Origin of the sequence: Serratia sp. PF-27, assembly GCF_030053255.1 — a bacterium.
Taxonomy (GTDB): Bacteria; Pseudomonadota; Gammaproteobacteria; order Enterobacterales; family Enterobacteriaceae; genus Serratia; species Serratia bockelmannii.
Genome location: NZ_JASGBT010000022.1, coordinates 206,020 through 223,523 on the forward strand (window position 1 = coordinate 206,020; position 17,504 = coordinate 223,523).

At 60.9% G+C, this 17,504-nt stretch carries 21 protein-coding genes and 1 other RNA gene; 6 read left to right on the plus strand and 16 right to left on the minus strand.

Annotated features, from left to right (window positions below):
- Positions 1-70 precede the first annotated feature (70 nt).
- Positions 71-724, plus strand: coding sequence for an isoprenoid biosynthesis glyoxalase ElbB (elbB, locus tag QMZ29_RS20455; protein WP_060448034.1), 654 nt, complete (start codon positions 71-73; stop codon positions 722-724).
- Positions 721-1,452 carry a monofunctional biosynthetic peptidoglycan transglycosylase gene (gene mtgA / locus QMZ29_RS20460; RefSeq protein WP_197811447.1) on the plus strand — a complete coding sequence of 244 codons (732 nt, stop codon included), beginning with the start codon at positions 721-723 and terminating at the stop codon, positions 1,450-1,452. Before elbB ends, mtgA begins: the two co-directional genes overlap by 4 nt.
- 39 nt (positions 1,453-1,491) lie before the next feature.
- Here mtgA and dolP read toward each other — a convergent pair whose 3' ends face one another.
- Genes dolP through QMZ29_RS20480 form a run of 4 tightly spaced genes read right to left on the minus strand, consistent with a single transcriptional unit; the run spans position 1,492 to position 5,108 of the window.
- The gene (dolP, locus tag QMZ29_RS20465) at positions 1,492-2,067 is read right to left on the minus strand and encodes a division/outer membrane stress-associated lipid-binding lipoprotein (RefSeq protein WP_004937101.1); all 576 of its coding nucleotides are present in this window, start codon (positions 2,065-2,067) and stop codon (positions 1,492-1,494) included.
- A 9-nt stretch (positions 2,068-2,076) separates the two neighbouring features.
- Positions 2,077-2,667, minus strand: a complete 591-nt coding sequence (gene diaA, locus QMZ29_RS20470) for a DnaA initiator-associating protein DiaA (protein WP_004937103.1) — start codon at positions 2,665-2,667, stop codon at positions 2,077-2,079.
- Positions 2,668-2,718: 51 nt separating this feature from the next.
- A complete protein-coding gene (locus QMZ29_RS20475) occupies positions 2,719-3,072 on the minus strand; it encodes a YraN family protein (RefSeq protein ID WP_015379164.1) in 354 nt (117 codons plus the stop codon).
- The gene (locus tag QMZ29_RS20480; RefSeq protein WP_043141990.1) at positions 3,069-5,108 is read right to left on the minus strand and encodes a penicillin-binding protein activator; all 2,040 of its coding nucleotides are present in this window, start codon (positions 5,106-5,108) and stop codon (positions 3,069-3,071) included. Before QMZ29_RS20480 ends, QMZ29_RS20475 begins: the two co-directional genes overlap by 4 nt.
- Positions 5,109-5,170: 62 nt before the next feature.
- Here QMZ29_RS20480 and rsmI point away from each other — a divergent pair, with 62 nt between their 5' ends.
- Positions 5,171-6,034 carry a 16S rRNA (cytidine(1402)-2'-O)-methyltransferase gene (rsmI, locus tag QMZ29_RS20485; protein WP_004937108.1) on the plus strand — a complete coding sequence of 288 codons (864 nt, stop codon included), beginning with the start codon at positions 5,171-5,173 and terminating at the stop codon, positions 6,032-6,034.
- Positions 6,035-6,075: 41 nt separating this feature from the next.
- Positions 6,076-6,453: RNase P RNA component class A (gene rnpB, locus QMZ29_RS20490), an RNA gene on the plus strand.
- Positions 6,454-6,511: 58 nt separating this feature from the next.
- On the opposite strand, the gene QMZ29_RS20495 is transcribed toward rnpB, so the two are convergent.
- Complete coding sequence (locus QMZ29_RS20495) at positions 6,512-7,213, minus strand: pirin family protein (protein WP_261425116.1); 702 nt, start codon at positions 7,211-7,213, stop codon at positions 6,512-6,514.
- Between the two features lie 107 nt (positions 7,214-7,320).
- Between QMZ29_RS20495 and QMZ29_RS20500 the strand changes: the two genes are divergently transcribed.
- Complete coding sequence (locus tag QMZ29_RS20500) at positions 7,321-8,217, plus strand: LysR family transcriptional regulator (protein WP_025304355.1); 897 nt, start codon at positions 7,321-7,323, stop codon at positions 8,215-8,217.
- A gap of 49 nt (positions 8,218-8,266) precedes the next feature.
- On the opposite strand, the gene QMZ29_RS20505 is transcribed toward QMZ29_RS20500, so the two are convergent.
- The 11 genes from QMZ29_RS20505 to QMZ29_RS20555 form a co-directional block, all read right to left on the minus strand.
- Positions 8,267-9,253 (minus strand): glutathione S-transferase family protein, encoded by a 987-nt coding sequence (locus QMZ29_RS20505; RefSeq protein ID WP_049208330.1) that lies wholly within the window; start codon positions 9,251-9,253, stop codon positions 8,267-8,269.
- A gap of 71 nt (positions 9,254-9,324) precedes the next feature.
- Complete coding sequence (locus QMZ29_RS20510; RefSeq protein WP_004937119.1) at positions 9,325-9,720, minus strand: DoxX family protein; 396 nt, start codon at positions 9,718-9,720, stop codon at positions 9,325-9,327.
- Positions 9,721-10,015: 295 nt separating this feature from the next.
- Entirely contained in the window at positions 10,016-10,303 is a 288-nt protein-coding gene (locus tag QMZ29_RS20515; protein WP_261425120.1) for a YqjK-like family protein, read from the minus strand.
- Positions 10,300-10,701: a phage holin family protein gene (locus QMZ29_RS20520; RefSeq protein ID WP_015379160.1), complete on the minus strand. Its 402-nt coding sequence runs from the start codon at positions 10,699-10,701 to the stop codon at positions 10,300-10,302. The genes QMZ29_RS20515 and QMZ29_RS20520 overlap by 4 nt, the downstream gene beginning before the upstream one ends.
- A gap of 2 nt (positions 10,702-10,703) precedes the next feature.
- Positions 10,704-11,009, minus strand: a complete 306-nt coding sequence (locus tag QMZ29_RS20525) for an ElaB/YgaM/YqjD family protein (protein ID WP_004937125.1) — start codon at positions 11,007-11,009, stop codon at positions 10,704-10,706.
- Positions 11,010-11,173: 164 nt separating this feature from the next.
- Positions 11,174-11,545: a DUF1090 domain-containing protein gene (locus QMZ29_RS20530; RefSeq protein WP_025304353.1), complete on the minus strand. Its 372-nt coding sequence runs from the start codon at positions 11,543-11,545 to the stop codon at positions 11,174-11,176.
- Between the two features lie 241 nt (positions 11,546-11,786).
- Positions 11,787-12,161, minus strand: a complete 375-nt coding sequence (mzrA, locus tag QMZ29_RS20535; protein ID WP_261425122.1) for an EnvZ/OmpR regulon moderator MzrA — start codon at positions 12,159-12,161, stop codon at positions 11,787-11,789.
- Complete coding sequence (locus QMZ29_RS20540) at positions 12,158-12,838, minus strand: DedA family protein (protein ID WP_025304352.1); 681 nt, start codon at positions 12,836-12,838, stop codon at positions 12,158-12,160. The genes mzrA and QMZ29_RS20540 overlap by 4 nt, the downstream gene beginning before the upstream one ends.
- Positions 12,839-12,974: 136 nt before the next feature.
- Positions 12,975-13,421, minus strand: coding sequence for a hypothetical protein (locus QMZ29_RS20545; RefSeq protein WP_025304351.1), 447 nt, complete (start codon positions 13,419-13,421; stop codon positions 12,975-12,977).
- A gap of 186 nt (positions 13,422-13,607) precedes the next feature.
- On the minus strand, positions 13,608-14,384 hold the full coding sequence (gene exuR / locus QMZ29_RS20550) for a transcriptional regulator ExuR (RefSeq protein WP_033636102.1): 777 nt from the start codon (positions 14,382-14,384) through the stop codon (positions 13,608-13,610).
- A gap of 118 nt (positions 14,385-14,502) precedes the next feature.
- Positions 14,503-15,801 carry an MFS transporter gene (locus QMZ29_RS20555; protein WP_060434628.1) on the minus strand — a complete coding sequence of 433 codons (1,299 nt, stop codon included), beginning with the start codon at positions 15,799-15,801 and terminating at the stop codon, positions 14,503-14,505.
- A gap of 284 nt (positions 15,802-16,085) precedes the next feature.
- On the opposite strand from QMZ29_RS20555, the gene uxaC reads away from it, so the two are divergent.
- Positions 16,086-17,498, plus strand: coding sequence for a glucuronate isomerase (gene uxaC / locus QMZ29_RS20560; RefSeq protein WP_261425123.1), 1,413 nt, complete (start codon positions 16,086-16,088; stop codon positions 17,496-17,498).
- Positions 17,499-17,504 lie beyond the last annotated feature (6 nt).

Here is a 17,504-nt window from a genome sequence, read left to right on the forward strand (position 1 = left end):
GTGTGATGTAGATTAGTGTTTGTCAACTCAGAGCACGAACCAGTTGACAGCAGCGACAGGAGTAAGAGTGATGAAAAAGGTGGGTGTAGTCCTCAGCGGCAGCGGCGTTTATGACGGTACGGAGATCCATGAAGCGGTGCTGACGCTGCTGGCGTTGGACCGTGCCGGCGCCCAGGCGGTGTGCTTTGCGCCTGATAAACCACAATGCCATGTTATTAATCACTTATCGGGTGAGGAGATGGCGGAGTCGCGCAATGTCCTGATTGAATCGGCGCGCATTGCCCGCGGGGCCGTGCAGCCGCTGGCGCTGGCGGAAGCCGCCCAGCTGGATGCGCTGATCGTGCCCGGTGGCTTTGGTGCCGCCAAGAACCTCAGCAATTTCGCCGAAGCCGGCGCGGAATGTTGGGTCGATGAGGATTTGGCGCGCCTGACGCGCGAGATGCATAAGGCCAACAAACCAATTGGCCTGATGTGCATCGCGCCGGCGCTGTTGCCGAAACTGCTGGATCAACAAGCGCGGCTCACCATTGGCAACGATCCGGACCTGGGGGAAGTGATTGACGCCATGGGCGGCGAGCCGGTGATTTGTCCGGTGGACGACATCGTGGTGGACAGCGAGCACAAGATCGTGACCACGCCAGCCTATATGCTGGCGCCGTCGATCGCGCAGGCGGCCCTCGGCATCGATAAGCTGGTGGCGCGGGTGCTGGAACTGGCTGAATGAGAAAATCGCACGGCGGATGGCGGCGGCTGCGTCCGTGGTATTGGCTGAAGCGCGGCGTTATCGCGATTATCGGCCTGTGGGTGTTGGGCATTGTGCTCTTTGCCTTCCTGCCGGTGCCGTTTTCCGCCGTGATGGTGGAGAGGCAAGTCAGCGCCTGGCTGAGCGGCGACTTCGGCTACGTCGCCCATTCGGACTGGGTGTCGATGGACGATATCTCGCCGCAAATGGCGCTGGCGGTGATGGCGGCGGAGGATCAGAAGTTTCCAGACCATTGGGGCTTCGATGTGGCGGCCATTGAAAAGGCGCTCAGCCACAACGAGAAACGCCCGACGCGCATCCGCGGCGCATCCACGCTGTCGCAGCAGACCGCTAAAAACCTGTTTCTGTGGGATGGCCGCAGCTGGCTGCGCAAAGGGCTGGAGGCCGGGCTGACGTCGGGCATCGAGCTGGTGTGGACCAAGCGACGTATTCTGACGGTGTATCTGAACATCGTCGAGTTCGGCGACGGGGTGTTCGGCGTGGAAGAGGCTTCACAGCGCTTTTTCCATAAGCCGGCCAAACGTCTGAGCGCGGCCGAAGCGGCGCTGCTGGCGGCGGTATTGCCGAATCCGCACCGCTTCAGGGCCGATGCGCCGTCCGGCTATGTGGTGCAGCGTCAACAATGGATTATGCGCCAAATGCGGCAACTGGGCGGGGAAGCGTTTTTACGCGAGAACAAGCTGGATTAAACGGGCGGGAGCGGCACGGTGCCGCTCCCGCCAAGCGGTTTATTTCACATAGGTAAAGGCGGTAGTGACGTGCTTCACGCCGCTGACCTGGCTAGCAATCTGCGCCGCTGACTGCCCTTCCTGCTGCGTGACCAGGCCCAGCAAGAACACTTCGCCGTTTTCGGTAGTAACCTTCACGTTGGACGATTTCACCGTATCGCTGGTGAGCAGCTGCGAACGCACCTTGGTGGTGATCCAGGTGTCGGAGGACGCGGTGCTCAGGCTGACCGGCGTGCCCTGACGGATCTCGTTATACACTTCGGTCGTGCCTTCCACGCCCATGGCGATCTGCTTGGCGCGCGCGGTGAGATCGGCGTTAGGCGACTGGCCGGTCAACAGCACCTTGCCCTGATAGGCGGTGGCGACCACCCGGGCATCTTTCTTCAACTGCTGGTCTTTGCTCAGGGCGCTTTCGACCCTGGCTTCCAGCGTGCCGTCATCCACCTGGGTCCCGACGCTGCGTGGGTCGGTGGCGGTTTTGGTCGCGACGGCCGCACTGCCGACGACGACGCCGGCGATACAGCCTTGCAACAGCAGGGCGCTGGACAGCACTGCAAATGTGGCTTTTAGCTTCATCTCAGTTCCTTAATCGTCCTGGTGGGGGAATAACGTATTGTCTATCAGGTCGCACAGGCAGTTTACGGTCAGCATATGCATTTCCTGAATGCGCGAGCTGCGGTGCGACGGGATGCGGATCTCGACATCCTGCTGGCCGAGCAACCCGGCCAGTTCGCCACCGTCGTAGCCGGTGAGCGCGACGATGGTCATATCGCGGGTCACGGCCGCCTCGACCGCTTTCACAATATCACGGCTGTTGCCGCGGGTGGAAATCGCCAGCAGCACGTCACCGGTGTGCCCAAGTGCGCGCACCTGCTTGGCGTACACTTCGTCGTGCAACCGATCGTTGCTGATCGCCGTCAGCACCACGTTGTCGGCGTTGAGGGCGATGGCTGGCAGGCTGGGGCGCTCGGTTTCAAAACGGTTGATCATGCTGGCGGCGAAGTGCTGCGCGTTGGCCGCCGAGGTGCCGTTGCCGCAGCACAGGATTTTGTTGCCGTTGAGTAAGGATTGAACCAGCGTCATCGCAGCGCGGGAAATGGCGTCCGGCAGTGCTTCCGCCGCCGCGATCTGGGTTTGGATGCTTTCGGTAAAACAGACTTTAATTCTATCCAGCACGTTGTATTAATCCACTAAGTCAAAGGGCCGGTCTGCGCCGCAAAACCCCAATTAATCCGCATTGAAGGCGTTGGGTATCCATTCTAACTGGCTACCGGTAATGGCCAAAACATCAAAACGGCAAGATGATGTGTCAAAACTGGCTCCGCGCCCCGCCAGCCAGACGGCGGCGGCGTGCAGCAACCGCTGTTGTTTGCGAAAGGTGACGCTGGCGGCCGCGCCGCCGAAGGCGTCGTTGCGGCGGTAGCGCACTTCGACGAATACCCAGGTAGTGCCGTCGCGCATGATGAGGTCGAGCTCACCGCCGCGCACCGCGACGTTGGCGGCGCAGAAGGTGAGCCCGGCGTGTTCCAGGTGACGGCGGGCCAGTAACTCGTAGCCCGCCCCGGAGGCGCGTGGGTTCAAGAGACCGGAACGACCGTACCCTGACGGTATTGCAGCCAAGGCAGCTTGCGGTTGATCACGCAGTTCGGCGATGCGCTCAGCGTACCGGTGGTGCCGGAAACCTGGAAACCCGGCAGCTGGCGCATTTCAGCAAAGTGGTTGGCCAATGTCCAGGCATCCATCCCCATTGCATACAGGCGCACCAGCGAGTAATCGTTGCGGAAGCGCGCGCTGGCCTGCTGCAGCAGCTGAGGGTTTGAGCCGGCCAGCAGCGGGATATCGCTGAACTGCAGGCCTTCCATTTCCAGACGGAAGTCCGGGCCGGCGCCGGCCTGGTAGCTGCGCGAGCTGGCGTACATCGCCGGTTTGCCGCGCGAGCTGGTGGCCATGTCGATCATCGGTTTGATCAGCGTCAGTTGGGACTGGGTAGCGACGATATACACCGCGTCGACGCTGCCGCCGGTGGCGGCGGGCACGTCGCTCGGCGGCGCAGGAATGGTCAGCCCGGCGATGGTGACGCTCTGCGGCGCCGGGGCGCTCGACATCGGCGTGCCGGTCATGCGGATGCCGCCGCTGTTCACCATCTGGCGCAGCTCGCCGGCAGAGCCGATGTCCTGACGCAGCACGGTTTGCCCGCCTTGCTTCTGCCATTCCTGGTTAAAGGCCTTGGCGACGCGATCGCCGAAGGCGCCGCGCGGCACCAGCAGCAGCGGTTGACGCTTCTGCTGTTCCCAGATGTGGCGGGCGGCGTCGCGCGCTTCATCTTCCGGCGACAGGGCGAAGTAACAGATGTTCAGGTTGTCCTTCGGCGTTTCCGGCTGGTTGAGCGCCAGCACGTTCAGCGTGGTGGTGCTGGCGGACAGCTGATCGACGTTCTCTTTGAGCAGCGGCCCGACCACCAGAGTAGCGCCATCCTGCTGCGCCTGGCTCAGCAAGGCGGCCAGCGGCTGGCTGGTGGTGTCGTACACTTTGACCTGCGCATTAGCGGCCTGCAGCGGCGTTATCGGCGCGCTGGACGGTGCAGCGGGTTGCGCGGCGGTCACGGCCGGCTGGCTCTCTTGCGCCGAAGGGCTGACCGCGCCGTTGGCGTTGATGTCACCCGCTGCGGCCTGATCGGCCGGCGCCGTTTGGGCCGGTGCGCTGGCAGGTTGCGCGGCTTGAGGTTGCGGCGCCGGCATGGAACCGCCGTTTTTCGCCGCTTCGAAGCCTTGCTGGATGGCGTCGGCGAACACTTTCGCCTGGCCGTTCAACGGCAGCAGCAGGGCGATTTTCGAGGTGGAGGCCTGGGTGAAGTTCAGCACCTGGTTCAGGCGAGCCGGCAGCGTTTTGGCTGCCGGGTTCTTCGGATAACGGTTCTGCCAATCTTTGATGCCGGCCTTCAGCAGATCGGGATCCTGCTTGTTGTCCTGATAGACGCGCAGCAGATCCAGCCAGCCTTGCAGCACGTTCTCGTCGGCGTTGATCACCAGGCTGTTCATCTCCTGCGGCGTCAGCTGCAGCAGGGCCTGCCAGGTTTGATCCAGATTGTCCTGGTGCGGTTTGCCGGTCAGCAACGGCTCCTGAGCGATATAGGCGCGGATCAATGGCAGCGACGCTTTGCCTTGATTGGCGGCGATCTGCGCCTGGTAGTAGCGCACCTTCTGATTCGGCGACAGCGCACCGCTGTCCAGGTGGCCCAGCGTGCTGCGGGCGCTGACGTAGCTCTTGTTGGCGATCTGCAGTTCGGCGGTCAGCAACTGGCGCTCAGTCTGCTGTGCGCCGCTGAGGTTTTTCGGCAACTGATTCAACTGGTCGCCGGCCTGCGGCAGTTTTCCTTCGCGCAGCAAGGCGCGAATAGCAAGTAATTGCCAGTCAGCCTTGTTATCATCGCTGCTTTGCTGCAACTGCTGCAGGTAGTAATCGGAGCTGGCGCTCGCTTCGTCCTGTATATTGGCGGGCGGCGTTTGCGGGGCCCGACTTGGACAGCCTGCCAGGAAAAGGGCGGCCGCGATGACTGCGGTAAGTCGGACAGGCTTGGAACGCCCTGCTTTGGTACGAACGAATGTTGAGGAAAGCATACTGTATCCAGTGATGTTTTTTTCAAGATGCTCAATATTAAATCGGCAACCCGGATGAAACAATGAATCAACACCAACAATCAGTCATTTCTGCATCAACGCTGTATGTGGTGCCCACCCCCATCGGCAATCTGGGCGATATTACCCACCGCGCGTTAGAGGTACTGAAAAGCGTTGATCTGATCGCGGCGGAAGACACGCGCCATACCGGATTGCTGTTGCAACACTTCGCGATCAACGCGCGTCTGTTCGCGCTGCATGACCACAACGAACAGCAAAAGGCCGATCAGCTGCTGGCGAAACTGCAGGAAGGCCAGAGCATCGCGCTGGTGTCCGACGCCGGCACGCCGCTGATCAACGATCCCGGTTATCACCTGGTGCGCCGCTGCCGCGAGGCCGGCATTCGCGTGGTGCCGCTGCCGGGCGCCTGCGCCGCCACTACCGCGCTGTGCGCCGCGGGCGTCGCTTCCGACCGTTTCTGCTACGAAGGTTTTCTGCCGGCGAAAACCAAGGGGCGCAAGGATACGCTGATGGCGCTGGCGGAGGAACCGCGCACGCTGATTTTCTATGAATCCACTCACCGTCTGCTGGAAAGTCTGCAGGACATGGTCACCGTTTGGGGCCCGCAGCGTTATGTCGTGCTGGCGCGCGAGCTGACCAAAACCTGGGAATCTATCCACGGCGCGCCGGTGGGCGAGCTGCTGGCGTGGGTGCAGGAAGATGAAGTGCGCCGCCGCGGTGAGATGGTGCTGATCGTCGAAGGCCACAAAGCGCAGGAGGATGCGTTGCCGCTCGAGGCGCTGCGCACGCTGGCGCTGCTGCAAAAAGAGCTGCCGTTGAAAAAGGCGGCGGCGCTGGCGGCGGAAATCCACGGCGTGAAGAAAAATGCGTTGTATAAGCACGCGCTGGAGCAACAACAGCCGTAAAGCGGTTGACCTGCCGCCGCCGCAACGCTACTATCCGCGCCGGAGTTGACCAGACAGTCGCCGCTTCATTGCCGTCCTCTTCGGGGAGACAGATGGAGGGGAGGAAAGTCCGGGCTCCATAGGGCAGGGTGCCAGGTAACGCCTGGGAGGCGCAAGCCTACGACTAGTGCAACAGAGAGCAAACCGCCGATGGCCCGCGCAAGCGGGATCAGGTAAGGGTGAAAGGGTGCGGTAAGAGCGCACCGCGCGGCTGGCAACAGTTCGTGGCACGGTAAACTCCACCCGGAGCAAGGCCAAATAGGGGTTCACATGGTACGGCCCGTACTGAACCCGGGTAGGCTGCTTGAGCCAGTGAGCGATTGCTGGCCTAGAGGAATGACTGTCCACGACAGAACCCGGCTTACCGGTCAACTCCCTCGACAAAAGAAAACCCCGCGCAACTGGCGTTGCGCGGGGTTTTTCGTTTTCCGGCCGGCCTTACACCGGCAGGTCAATCAACAGCGCGCGCAGCGGCGTCTCGGCGCGGATCGTCAGGCGGTTTTCCTCACGCACGAAGGCGCCGTCGCCGCAGGTCAGGCGTTGCGCTTCGTGGCGCTCGCCGGTGGCGGCGATGGTACCGTGTATCGACTGCAGATAAGCGCGCGGCCCATTAATCGTCAGCGTGTGTTCTTCGCCCGGCTGCAGATCGAGATGATGGATCCAGACCTGCTGGCGCAGCTGCAGGCTGCCCTGCGCGCCGTCAGGCGAGGCCAGCAGCAGGTTGCCTGCCGCCGGCAGCGTCAGACGCTGCACCCGCTCGTTGTTGCGTTCCGGGCAGGCATCCAGCCACAGCTGCAGACGAGTCAGTGGCGTATCGCTGCTGACGTTCTGTTCGCTGTAGCTCAGGCTTGGCTGGGTGGCCAACAGCAGCGCTTCGCCGGCTTTGGCGCGTGCGGTGTTGCCGTCGCTGTCGCGGTATTCCGCCTCGCCTTGCAGGATCAGGTTCAGGATATCGACGCTGGGATAGGTGCGCGGCTGGAACGACGCGCCCGGCGCCAGCACCTCCTGATTCAGCACCCGCAGCGACGCGTAGCCCATCAGTTTGGGATCGAAGTAGTGACCAAAGGAAAAGGTGTAGCGAGCCTGCAGCCAACCAAAGTCAGCTTGCCCGCATTGTTGTGCTGTTCTGCATGTAATCATGGCAATCGGCTCTCTAAATTCATTATCCAAATGGTAAGCATCTGGACGTCGGATTGTTAGCCAGTTAATCTGGTCGGCATATTCAAATTTCCTGACAGAGGGATGCGATGGCCAGAGATCGGGCGCTCACGCTTGAAGCGCTGAGAGTGATGGACGCGATCGACCGGCGCGGCAGTTTCGCCGCGGCCGCCGACGAATTGGGCCGGGTGCCGTCGGCACTCAGCTACACCATGCAAAAATTGGAAGAAGAATTGGACGTGGTGCTGTTCGACCGTTCGGGCCACCGCACCAAGTTCACCAACGTGGGGCGCATGTTGCTGGAACGCGGGCGGGTGCTGCTGGAAGCGGCCGACAAACTGACCACCGACGCCGAGGCGCTGGCGCGCGGTTGGGAAACTCACCTGACCATCGTCAGCGAAGCGCTGTCGCCGCCGAGCCTGCTGTTCCCGCTGGTGGACAAGCTGGCGCTGAAGGCCAACACCCAGGTGTCGATTTTCACCGAGGTGCTGGCGGGCGCCTGGGAGCGGCTGGAGCAGGGGCGCGCCGACATCGTGATCGCGCCGGACATGCATTTTCGCGCGTCGTCCGAGATCAACACCCGCAAACTGTATAAGGTGATGAGCGTTTATGTCGCCGCGCCGGATCATCCTATCCACCTGGAGCCGGAGCCGCTTTCCGAAGTGACCCGCGTGAAATACCGCGGCATCGCGGTGGCGGATACCGCTCGCGAGCGCCCGGTGTTGACCGTACAGCTGCTGGATAAGCAGCAGCGTCTGACGGTGAGCACCATTGAAGACAAACGTCTGGCGCTGCTGGCCGGGTTGGGGGTGGCGACCATGCCGTATCCGATGGTGGAGAAAGATATCGAGGCCGGGCGGCTGCGCGTGGTGGGGCCGGAATACAGCCGCGAAGCCGATATCATCATGGCCTGGCGGCGCGACAGCATGGGGGAGGCGAAAGCCTGGTTCCTGCGCGAAATTCCGCGCCTGTTCGCGCAGCGTTAAGTCGGTTGGATGACATCCCCTTGCCGGGCGGCAAGGGGATTTTTTTGCCTTAGCCGAAGCGCTGGTCGCGGCCGTGCGGCTCGTCCAGATCCTGCGCCGGCCCGATGGAAATGATGCCGTGCGGGTTGATGGTGGCGTGGCTGCGGTAGTAGTGGTTGCGAATGTGCGGCAGGCTGACCGTCTCGTCGATGCCCGGCATCTGGTAGATGTCGCGCAGGAAGCCGTACAGGTTGAGGTAGTCGCTGATGCGGTGTTTATCGCACTTGAAGTGGGTGACGTACACCGGATCGAAACGCACCAGCGTGGTCCACAGACGCAGGTCGGCTTCGGTCAGCCGATCGCCGGTCAGGTAGCGATGCTGCCCCAGGATCTGCTCCAGGCGCTCCAGCGCGTTGAATACCCCGTTGACCGCTTCGTCATAGGCTTCCTGGCTGGTGGCAAAACCGGCTTTGTACACGCCGTTGTTCACTTGATCGTAAATCCAACCGTTCAGCTCATCGATCTTGCCGCGCAGCGCGGTCGGGTAGTAGTCACCTGCCCGAGCGCCGACGCCGTCAAATGCGCTGTTGAACATGCGGATGATGTCGGCGGATTCGTTGCTGACGATGGTTTGCCGCTGTTTATCCCACAGCACCGGCACGGTCACGCGTCCGCTGTAGTGCGGATCGGCCCGCAGGTAGATCTGGTACAGGAAGTCGGCGTGATACAGCGGATCGCCGGTGGTTTCCGGAAAATCCTGGCCGAAGGTCCAGCCGTTTTCCAGCATCAGCGGGTGCACCACCGAGACCGGAATGATCTGCTCCAGCCCTTTCAATTTGCGCATCAGCAGCGTGCGGTGCGCCCAGGGGCAGGCGAGAGAAACATAAAGGTGATAACGGCCCGCTTCGGCCTGGAAGCCGCCCACGCCGTGTTCGCCCGGCTGACCGTCGGCGGTCACCCAATTGCGAAACTGAGCGGTTGAACGTTTGAAACGGCCGCCGGTAGATTTGGTGTCATACCAGATGTCTTGCCAAACGCCATCGACGAGTTGTCCCATGGGAATCTCCTTGGTGTCCGAGTTAAAAAACGACAGAGCCCGGCATGCCGGGCCCTGAATGACAGTTTAGATTACCATTTCTTGTTCAGAAGACGGTCGATGCTGAAGCCGCCCGGGCCTGCGACCGCCAACACGATGAAGCCGCCGGCAATGGTCAGGTTTTTCATGAACATCAGCTGGTTTACGCCTTCCGCAAAGTCAGTGTGGAACAGCAGCGCGGTCAGGATGGTGAAACCGGCAGTGAACAGCGCCACGGTGCGGGTCAGGAAACCGAACAGGATCGCCAGACCGCCGCCAAATTCCAGCAGGATGGTCAGCGGCAGCAAGAAGCCAGGCACGCCCATCGATTGCATGTACTGTTGGGTACCGGCATATGCGTCACCCATTTTGCCGTAGCCTGCCACGATAAACAGGATTGGCATCAGAATACGAGCAACCAACAAACCTGTATCTTCTAATTTTTTCATCATCTACTCCAAAGTGTTTTTGTGCGCCTGTTCGGCGGTAGTCATATCAACGGGCGGCGTAGCGGGTCTCTGACCCTGTCCGCTCCGTATCGTATTGATGGAGTGAATGTTAAGCGGGAAGTGCTCAGGTTGTTAGCAAGTAAAACTGTCGTAATTTTTCAAAAAATCTGAATCTTTAGCGTGCTAATAAAATGCCGCCGATCAGCAGGTTGCCCGGCCCCGGGGTTGGACGCGTTGTATCAAGGGAGAAAATGCGGGCAGAGCAACAGGAGGTTTGAAGGAAAGACTAAGCGGCTTACTTGGCGGGAAACGTCTTTTTAAACAGACGGATAGCGCTCCATGCGCCGAAAGCGCGACGCGACCAGCGGATCATCTTGCTGGGATGGCGGATGCCGTACAGCGCCATGACGCTGGAACCGAGCACCAGATAGCGGCGCAGGCCAAACACCGTTTGCCAGCCGCGGTCGATGCGTTCGGTCTTTTCCAGCCACAGAGACTTGTGTTCGGCCAGATCCAGACGCTGTTGCTGGATCTGCCGAATCAGCCTCTCTTTTTTCCATTCCAGATAGCGGCGGCGGCTCATGGCTCGCGCTCCAGCTCGGCGCGATCGAGTTCCAACTGCTTGCGCGTGGCGCCGAGCAGCGTGGTGCGACGGGCCTTGACCAGCGTCCAGATGGTGCCGACCACGGCGAGGAACAGCAGCACGCCGGTTGTCGCGCCCAGCGCCACCAGCCGGTAGACCGGATCGATGGCCCAGAAGATCAGGATCAGCAGGCTCATCAAACCGAAGGCGGTGAACAGCAGCGTCATGCCGGCCATGATCAGCAGCTGAATGAGGTTGGCTTTCTCCTCTTCCAGCTCGACCACTGCCAGGCGGACGCGGGTTTCCACCATGCCGACCAGGATCGTGATGATGCGCTGACCGATATCCAGGACCCCTTTAGCGGGGCCCTGCGCGCGCACTTGCGGTTGTTCAGCCATGATTAACGACGCGCGAGCAGCACGCCCAACACGACGCCGACCGCCGCGCCGATACCGATGCCGGTCCACGGGTTGTCGCGCACGTAGTCGTCGGCCTGGCCGGCGATCTGCTTGGTTTGCGAAGCCAGCTTGTCACCGGCGTCGCTCAGGCGAGCGCGGGTCTCTTTCAGCGCGCCTTCCGCTTTCGAGCGCAGCTTCTCCAGCTCGGCTTTCGGCTTGTCGGTGGAGGAGTTCAGCACTTCCTCCAGCGTATCGGCTAAGGACTTCAGTTCAGCGCGTAAGTTTTCTGCATTTGAATCATGTGCCATGTGATTATTCCTTAACGTTTATTTCGACAGACTTTTAACATAGCGGATTTTTTCGCCGGAGCAAAGGGGTGATGGCCAGCAGATAACACCAGACATCAATTTCATATGCTTAAGAAATCCCGTGTGATGGGGCTCTCATCGATAAATCCGCTGGTGTGAAAAAATTATTCCGCCTGGGCGCGTTTCAACTCAGCTTGCGCTTCCGCCAGCTTTTGCTGCTTCTTGGCGACCTTGTCCAGCTTGCCGGTTTGCTGCGTTTCTTTCAGTTCCTGCCGGCGCTCGTCGACCTTGCGCTGTTTCTCTGCGATGTTTTTTTGGCGTTCGGCTTGCAGGCCGGCTTCGGTGCAGTGAGTCTGCACTTCGCTCAGCGCTTTTTTTAGCCCGTCCACGCGGTGGGTGTTACCGTGCTGGGTGGCGTAGTCGATTTGCTGTTGGATGTTTTGCGCTTTGGCGGCACAACCGCCCTCAGCGGCCGCAGCGAGGGCCGGCAGCGTGCAGAGAGGCAACAGCAGTAACAGGGAGTGGCGTAATTTCATCTTTCAGTTCCTTTTCATGGGTACCTGCACAGGCACCCGCTTTCCTGGCTGCCGAAGGCGGCAGCGCGAGAGGAGGGCGTTCATCGCCGGCTGAAGTTATCCTTCAGCATAGTCATGAAACCGGCGTGCCCCCAAAGAATCAGCCGTGACTCAGTGCTGACTGATTAATTCTTGAGCTAATCGGTGCGAATGAAAATGAAGATAATGGCAGTGAAAGGAAACCCCTTCATCTGAAGGGGGATTATCCCAGATTGAGTGGGGAACGCGCAAATTCGCGCACCCAATGCGATGGCACGGGGGATTCGCTCAACGCGATGTGGTAACCGGGCGGTAGGATGGTTTGCAGCGCTTCGCGCGCCAGCAACTGCTGCTCCGGCGAATCCAGACGGATGACCAGGCCATCACCTTCCGGCGTGATGCTTTTGATGCGGATGCCGCGCTCATCCAGGCGCTGGTAGACGTAAAAGCCGTCGGGCAGCGACAGCCCTTGCTGGCTGGCGCGAATGCGCAGCTCGCTCTCGGTGCGCACCATACAGGGCACCAGCAGCGTCGCCAACGCCAGTAGGGCGATCGCGATCATCAAGACGTATTGCCAGCGCGGGCGCTTTGCTGTCACGCCCCTTTCCCCGGGTTCTGGCCGCTGGCGCGTTTCTTGCGCCACAGCACGATCAGCGAGCCGACCAGCCCAACCACCAGCAACACCAGCGGCAACATCATCAGGCAGAACATCAGCTGATCTTCATACTTGCGGAACACCGGGGTTTTCCCGAGGGCGAAGCCCAGCGTCGTCAGGATCAAAACCCACAGCAGGCCGCTCATCCAGTTGAAGAACTGGAAGCGCGCGTTGTTCAGGCCGGACAGGCCAGCGATGGTTGGCAGCAGGGTGCGCACGAAGGCCAGGAAGCGGCCGACCAGCAGGGCGGAAAGGCCGTGGCGGTGGAACAGGTTATGCGCACGCTGATGGTAGTGGGCCGGCAGATGCGAAAGCCAGCCTTGCACCGTTCGCGTATTGCCGAGCCACCGGCCCTGTATATAGCTGACCCAGCAGCCCAGGCTGGCGGCGACGGTCAGGATAACGATGGTCAATGGGAAGCCCATGGTGCCTTTGGCGATCAGCACGCCGACCAGGATCAGCAGGCTGTCGCCCGGCAGGAAAGCGGCCGGCAGCAGCCCGTTTTCCAAAAACAGGATCATGAACAGCAGGATGTAGAGGGTCCACACCAGCGAAGGGTTCGCCAGCGTCTCAAAATCCTGCTGCCATAAGGCATGTATCAGTTCTTTAATGATATCCATCCGGTGTTCCTAAAACGTCATTGTTTATTTTTATCTCAGCGGTGGAACGGGCGTGGGCTGAAAACGCGCGGCGATCCTGAATGCTGATAACGATGAAACGGCGTTGCTTTAAGGTTTCTAAGCGGTGCGACACCGGTCATAGGTGGTAAGTCAGCGTGCCACGGTACTGCATGTTACTTTCTTTCCAGCCGGCCTGCCGACTCTGTTGCCTGGAGGCGTCCAGCATCCCGTCGACCTGGGCAAGCCGGTTGGGAGCCGGCGTGTCCTGGCGGGGGAAGCGAATTCGGTAGCCCGGCTCTGCGGCCAGGGTATAGACCGGCACCGGCAGGGAGGAGGCGAGCAGCGAGCCGGAGAAAGAGTGCGCTCTGGGCAGCAGCAGCGGCAACTTGCCGGGAGCTTTGCGGCGCGCTTCGGCCGGCGCCCGATACACCTGATCATAGGGGGAAAGCGCCGGCTCCGCCAACAGCGGCAGGCTGCTCAGCGCGCTGGGGGTGGGCTTGGGTGACGCCACGCATAGCTGTGGGCCGGAGACCGAACCGGTCCAGCAGAAAACAGCAATCAGCATGGCAAACAACCAGCGCATTTATTCGCGTCCCGCCCCCGCAGCAATGGGTAAAAAAGTGGGCTAACTCTACCAAAATAGCACGATTGGCAACAGGGAAATCTACGTTGCCGACGGTGAAATAGTACACGGCAAACGGCGGTTCCGGCATCGATTCAGCGGATTTTACATTACCTGACATAAGCCGACGGTTTTTGACCGCCGTGGCTATTTCGGCTCGTGGCTCACGCCATCCAGATGCACCACCGGATTCTCGGCGAACAGGTAGCGATCGGCGTTGTATTCGAAGTCGTCGCTGGTGGCGTTGAACAGCATCTGCTTGGTGTTTTCCAGGTGCTGCCACATCGCCAGTTTGGCGGCGTAAGGATCTTTGCGCATCAGCGCCTTGAGGATCTGATCGTGATCGTCGCACCAGCTGGCGATCGAACGTTCGTCGATATGCTCGTGCAGTTTCTTCCAGTAAGGGTTGTTGACCCGCTGCACCCACATTTTTTCCACGATGGTGGCCATGGCGGTGTTCTGGGTGGCCAGCGCCACCTGCACGTGGAACTTCAGATCCCACTGCGAGTCGCGGAAACGATCCTCTTTGCGGGCATGCTCCTGGATCTCCATCAGTTGCACGATATCCTGCTTGGTCACCTGGGTGGCGGCAAATTCGGCGATGTTGCTTTCTATCAGTTGGCGCGCCTGCAGCAGCTCAAACGGGCCGGCGGTGGCGAACTCGATGCTGTCGCCCGGCACCACCAGGTGTTTTTGCTGGTTGGACACCACGTGGATCCCGGATCCCTTGCGCACGTCCACATAGCCTTCGACTTCCAGCATGATGATCGCCTCGCGCACCACGGTGCGGCTGACATTCATCTCTTCGGCGATGTATCGCTCGGCCGGCAGCTTGTCGCCTACCGGATAACGGCCGCTTTCGATGCGTTGCTTCAGCTCGGCGGCCAGTTGCTGATACAGGCGTCTGGTTTCAGTGAATTCCATAGTGAATGCTCTATACGGTGCGGTGGGAAGGGGCGCGTGGCCATCGGATTTGTTATACCACTTATTCGGCACCGCTGCCAGAGGAGCAAGGGGCCCGGCGCAGCGGCCGGGCGGGGGATCAGCTGCGCGCCGGGGTGGGCTGCAGCGCGGCGGGTTGCGGTTCGGCGGCCGGGCGGTTTTGCAACACCGTCCAGATGACGATGGCGCCGAGAATGTCGAAGACCGACAGCGCGGCGAACAGCGGGCTGAAGCCGAGGGTGTCCGCCAGGGCGCCGACCACCAGGGCGAACAGCGTGCTGGCGGTCCAGGCCGCCATGCCGGTCAGCCCGTTGGCGGTCGCCACCTCATTGCGGCCGAACACGTCGGAAGAGAGGGTGATCAACGCGCCGGACAGCGCCTGATGGGCGAAGCCCCCGACGCACAGCAGCGCGATAGCCGCGTAAGGGCTGGTGAACAGGCCGATCATGCCGGGGCCGATCATCAACACCGCCCCCATCGTCACCACCAGCTTGCGTGAGACGATCAGGTTGACCTTGAAATACTTCTGGAACAGCGGTGGCAGATAACCGCCGACGATGCAGCCGAGATCGGCAAACAGCATCGGCATCCAGGCGAACATGGCGATCTCTTTCAGGTTAAAGCCGTAGGCCTTGAACATGAACAGCGGGATCCAGGCGTTGAAGGTGCCCCACGCCGGCTCCGCGAGAAAGCGCGGCAACGCGATGCCCCAGAACTGGCGATTGCGCACGATCTGCCAGGCGGACATCTTTTTGGCGTTAGAGGTCTGGTGCTGCGCTTCCTGGCCTTCGAGGATGTAACGGCGTTCTTCCTGGCTCAGTTTCTTCTGATCTTTCGGGTGTTTGTAGAACAGCAGCCAGCAGATGGCCCAGATCAGGCTCAGCACGCCGGTGATAATGAACGCCATCTCCCAGCTGTGCGCGACGATGGCCCATACCACCAGCGGCGGGGCGATCATGCCGCCGATCGACGAGCCCACGTTGAAATAGCCGACGGCGATCGAACGCTCTTTGGCCGGAAACCATTCGCTGCTGGCCTTCAGCCCGGCGGGGATCATTGCCGCTTCCGCCATGCCGACCGCGCCGCGCGCCAACGCCAGCCCGCCCCAACTGTTGGCCAGTGCGGTGCCCATGCAGAACAGCGCCCACAGAATGGCGAACATGGCGTAGCCGACCTTGGTGCCCAGCACGTCCAGCACGTAGCCCGCCACCGGTTGCATCAAGGTGTAGCACGCGGAGTAGGCGGCGACGATATAGGAATACTGTTGGGTGGTGATGTGCAGCGTATCTTCCAGCGTCGGCGCCGCCACGGCAATGGCGTTGCGGGTCAGGTAACCCAGCACGGTGCCGATGGTCACCAGTCCGATCATGTACCAGCGTAACCCTTTAATTTTACGCATCCGAAGTGTCTCCCCGTTTGAAGGTGTGGCCGTCGATGCGGCTGGCGAGACAATAACCTGTCATACAGGTTTAAAAGTTGAGTGATATCACAAAAGGAATTATTCGCCTGAGCAATACTGTGGTCGGTGAAATAGGGCATTTTTGCCGGTAAATTGAGCGAAAAAGGGCGTAGAGAGAGGATGAACGGCAGACCTCGGGAAAAATCTGCTGGACGTTAGTGAAAATTGGTGTGATAACTTTTGTGATTCGAACCCCGTGCCGCACGGCAAGTAAGGAGCCCGAGATGGCGACGTTTTTGAGCGAAGATTTCCTGCTGGACAGCGAATTTGCCCGGCGCTTGTATCACGACTACGCGGCGCAGCAGCCGATTTTTGATTATCACTGTCATTTGCCGCCGCAGCAGATCGCGGAGAATACCCGCTTCAGCAACCTGTACGATATCTGGCTGCGGGGCGATCACTACAAATGGCGGGCGATGCGCACCAACGGTGTGGCGGAGCGGTTGTGCACCGGCGATGCGGGCGATCGCGAGAAATTCGACGCCTGGGCCGCCACGGTGCCGCACACCATCGGCAACCCGCTCTATCACTGGACGCATCTGGAGCTGCGCCGGCCGTTCGGCATCACGGATACGCTGTTGTCGCCGGCCACGGCGGATGAAATCTGGCAGCGCGGCAATGCGCTGCTGGCGCAGGATGCGTTTCGCGCACGTGGCATCATGCAGCAGATGAATGTGAAAATGGTCGGCACCACCGACGATCCGATCGACGATCTGCGCCATCATCGGGCGATCGCCGACGATCATAGCTTCGATATCAAGGTGCTGCCGAGCTGGCGGCCGGACAAAGCTTTCACCATCGATGCGCCCGGCTTCAACGACTATCTGCGGCAGCTGGAGGCGGCGGCGGACACCGCCATCGGCCGCTTCAGCGCGCTGTGCGACGCCCTGTACAAGCGCATGGATCACTTCGCCACTCACGGTTGCAAAGTGGCCGATCATGCGCTGGACGTGGTGGTGTTCGGCGAGGCCGATGAAGCGGCGCTGGATGCGATCCTGCTGCGCCGCCTGAACGGCGAGCTGCCGACGCCGGAACAGAGCGCCCAGTTCAAAAGCTCTGTGCTGCTGTTTTTGGCTGGCGAATACCGGCGCCGAGGCTGGGTGCAGCAGTATCACATCGGCGCGCTGCGTAATAACAACAGCCGCATGTTGGCCGCCGTCGGGCCGGATATCGGCTTCGACTCGATCAACGACCGGCCGCTGGCGGAACCGCTGTCGCGGCTGCTGGATGCTCAGGCGCGGCAGGGCGGTCTGCCAAAAACCATTCTCTATTGCCTCAATCCGCGCGATAACGAAGTGATCGGCACCATGATCGGCAATTTTCAGGGCGAAGGCACGCCGGGCAAGATGCAGTTCGGCTCCGGTTGGTGGTTCAACGATCAGAAGGACGGCATGCAGCGCCAAATGACGCAGCTGGCCCAGCTCGGGTTGCTGAGCCGCTTCGTCGGCATGCTGACCGACAGTCGCAGCTTCCTGTCGTATACGCGGCATGAATACTTCCGCCGCATCCTTTGCCAGATGATCGGCCGCTGGGTGGCGGACGGCGAAGCGCCGGCGGATATCGCGCTGCTGGGCGAGATGGTGAAAAACATCTGCTTCGACAACGCCAAAAACTATTTCGCCATCGAACTGGCGTAGCCGTTA

Excerpts from the sequence above, each read along its gene's own strand:
- elbB (WP_060448034.1), top strand. The coding sequence starts at position 71 with ATGAAAAAGGTGGGTGTAGTCCTCAGCGGCAGCGGCGTTTATGACGGT.
- mtgA (WP_197811447.1), top strand. The coding sequence starts at position 721 with ATGAGAAAATCGCACGGCGGATGGCGGCGGCTGCGTCCGTGGTATTGG.
- dolP (WP_004937101.1), bottom strand. The coding sequence starts at position 2,067 with ATGAAGCTAAAAGCCACATTTGCAGTGCTGTCCAGCGCCCTGCTGTTG.
- QMZ29_RS20480 (WP_043141990.1), bottom strand. The coding sequence starts at position 5,108 with ATGCTTTCCTCAACATTCGTTCGTACCAAAGCAGGGCGTTCCAAGCCT.
- rsmI (WP_004937108.1), top strand. The coding sequence starts at position 5,171 with ATGAATCAACACCAACAATCAGTCATTTCTGCATCAACGCTGTATGTG.
- QMZ29_RS20495 (WP_261425116.1), bottom strand. The coding sequence starts at position 7,213 with ATGATTACATGCAGAACAGCACAACAATGCGGGCAAGCTGACTTTGGT.
- QMZ29_RS20500 (WP_025304355.1), top strand. The coding sequence starts at position 7,321 with ATGGCCAGAGATCGGGCGCTCACGCTTGAAGCGCTGAGAGTGATGGAC.
- QMZ29_RS20505 (WP_049208330.1), bottom strand. The coding sequence starts at position 9,253 with ATGGGACAACTCGTCGATGGCGTTTGGCAAGACATCTGGTATGACACC.
- QMZ29_RS20510 (WP_004937119.1), bottom strand. The coding sequence starts at position 9,720 with ATGAAAAAATTAGAAGATACAGGTTTGTTGGTTGCTCGTATTCTGATG.
- QMZ29_RS20515 (WP_261425120.1), bottom strand. The coding sequence starts at position 10,303 with ATGAGCCGCCGCCGCTATCTGGAATGGAAAAAAGAGAGGCTGATTCGG.
- QMZ29_RS20520 (WP_015379160.1), bottom strand. The coding sequence starts at position 10,701 with ATGGCTGAACAACCGCAAGTGCGCGCGCAGGGCCCCGCTAAAGGGGTC.
- QMZ29_RS20525 (WP_004937125.1), bottom strand. The coding sequence starts at position 11,009 with ATGGCACATGATTCAAATGCAGAAAACTTACGCGCTGAACTGAAGTCC.
- QMZ29_RS20530 (WP_025304353.1), bottom strand. The coding sequence starts at position 11,545 with ATGAAATTACGCCACTCCCTGTTACTGCTGTTGCCTCTCTGCACGCTG.
- QMZ29_RS20540 (WP_025304352.1), bottom strand. The coding sequence starts at position 12,838 with ATGGATATCATTAAAGAACTGATACATGCCTTATGGCAGCAGGATTTT.
- QMZ29_RS20545 (WP_025304351.1), bottom strand. The coding sequence starts at position 13,421 with ATGCGCTGGTTGTTTGCCATGCTGATTGCTGTTTTCTGCTGGACCGGT.
- exuR (WP_033636102.1), bottom strand. The coding sequence starts at position 14,384 with ATGGAATTCACTGAAACCAGACGCCTGTATCAGCAACTGGCCGCCGAG.
- QMZ29_RS20555 (WP_060434628.1), bottom strand. The coding sequence starts at position 15,801 with ATGCGTAAAATTAAAGGGTTACGCTGGTACATGATCGGACTGGTGACC.
- uxaC (WP_261425123.1), top strand. The coding sequence starts at position 16,086 with ATGGCGACGTTTTTGAGCGAAGATTTCCTGCTGGACAGCGAATTTGCC.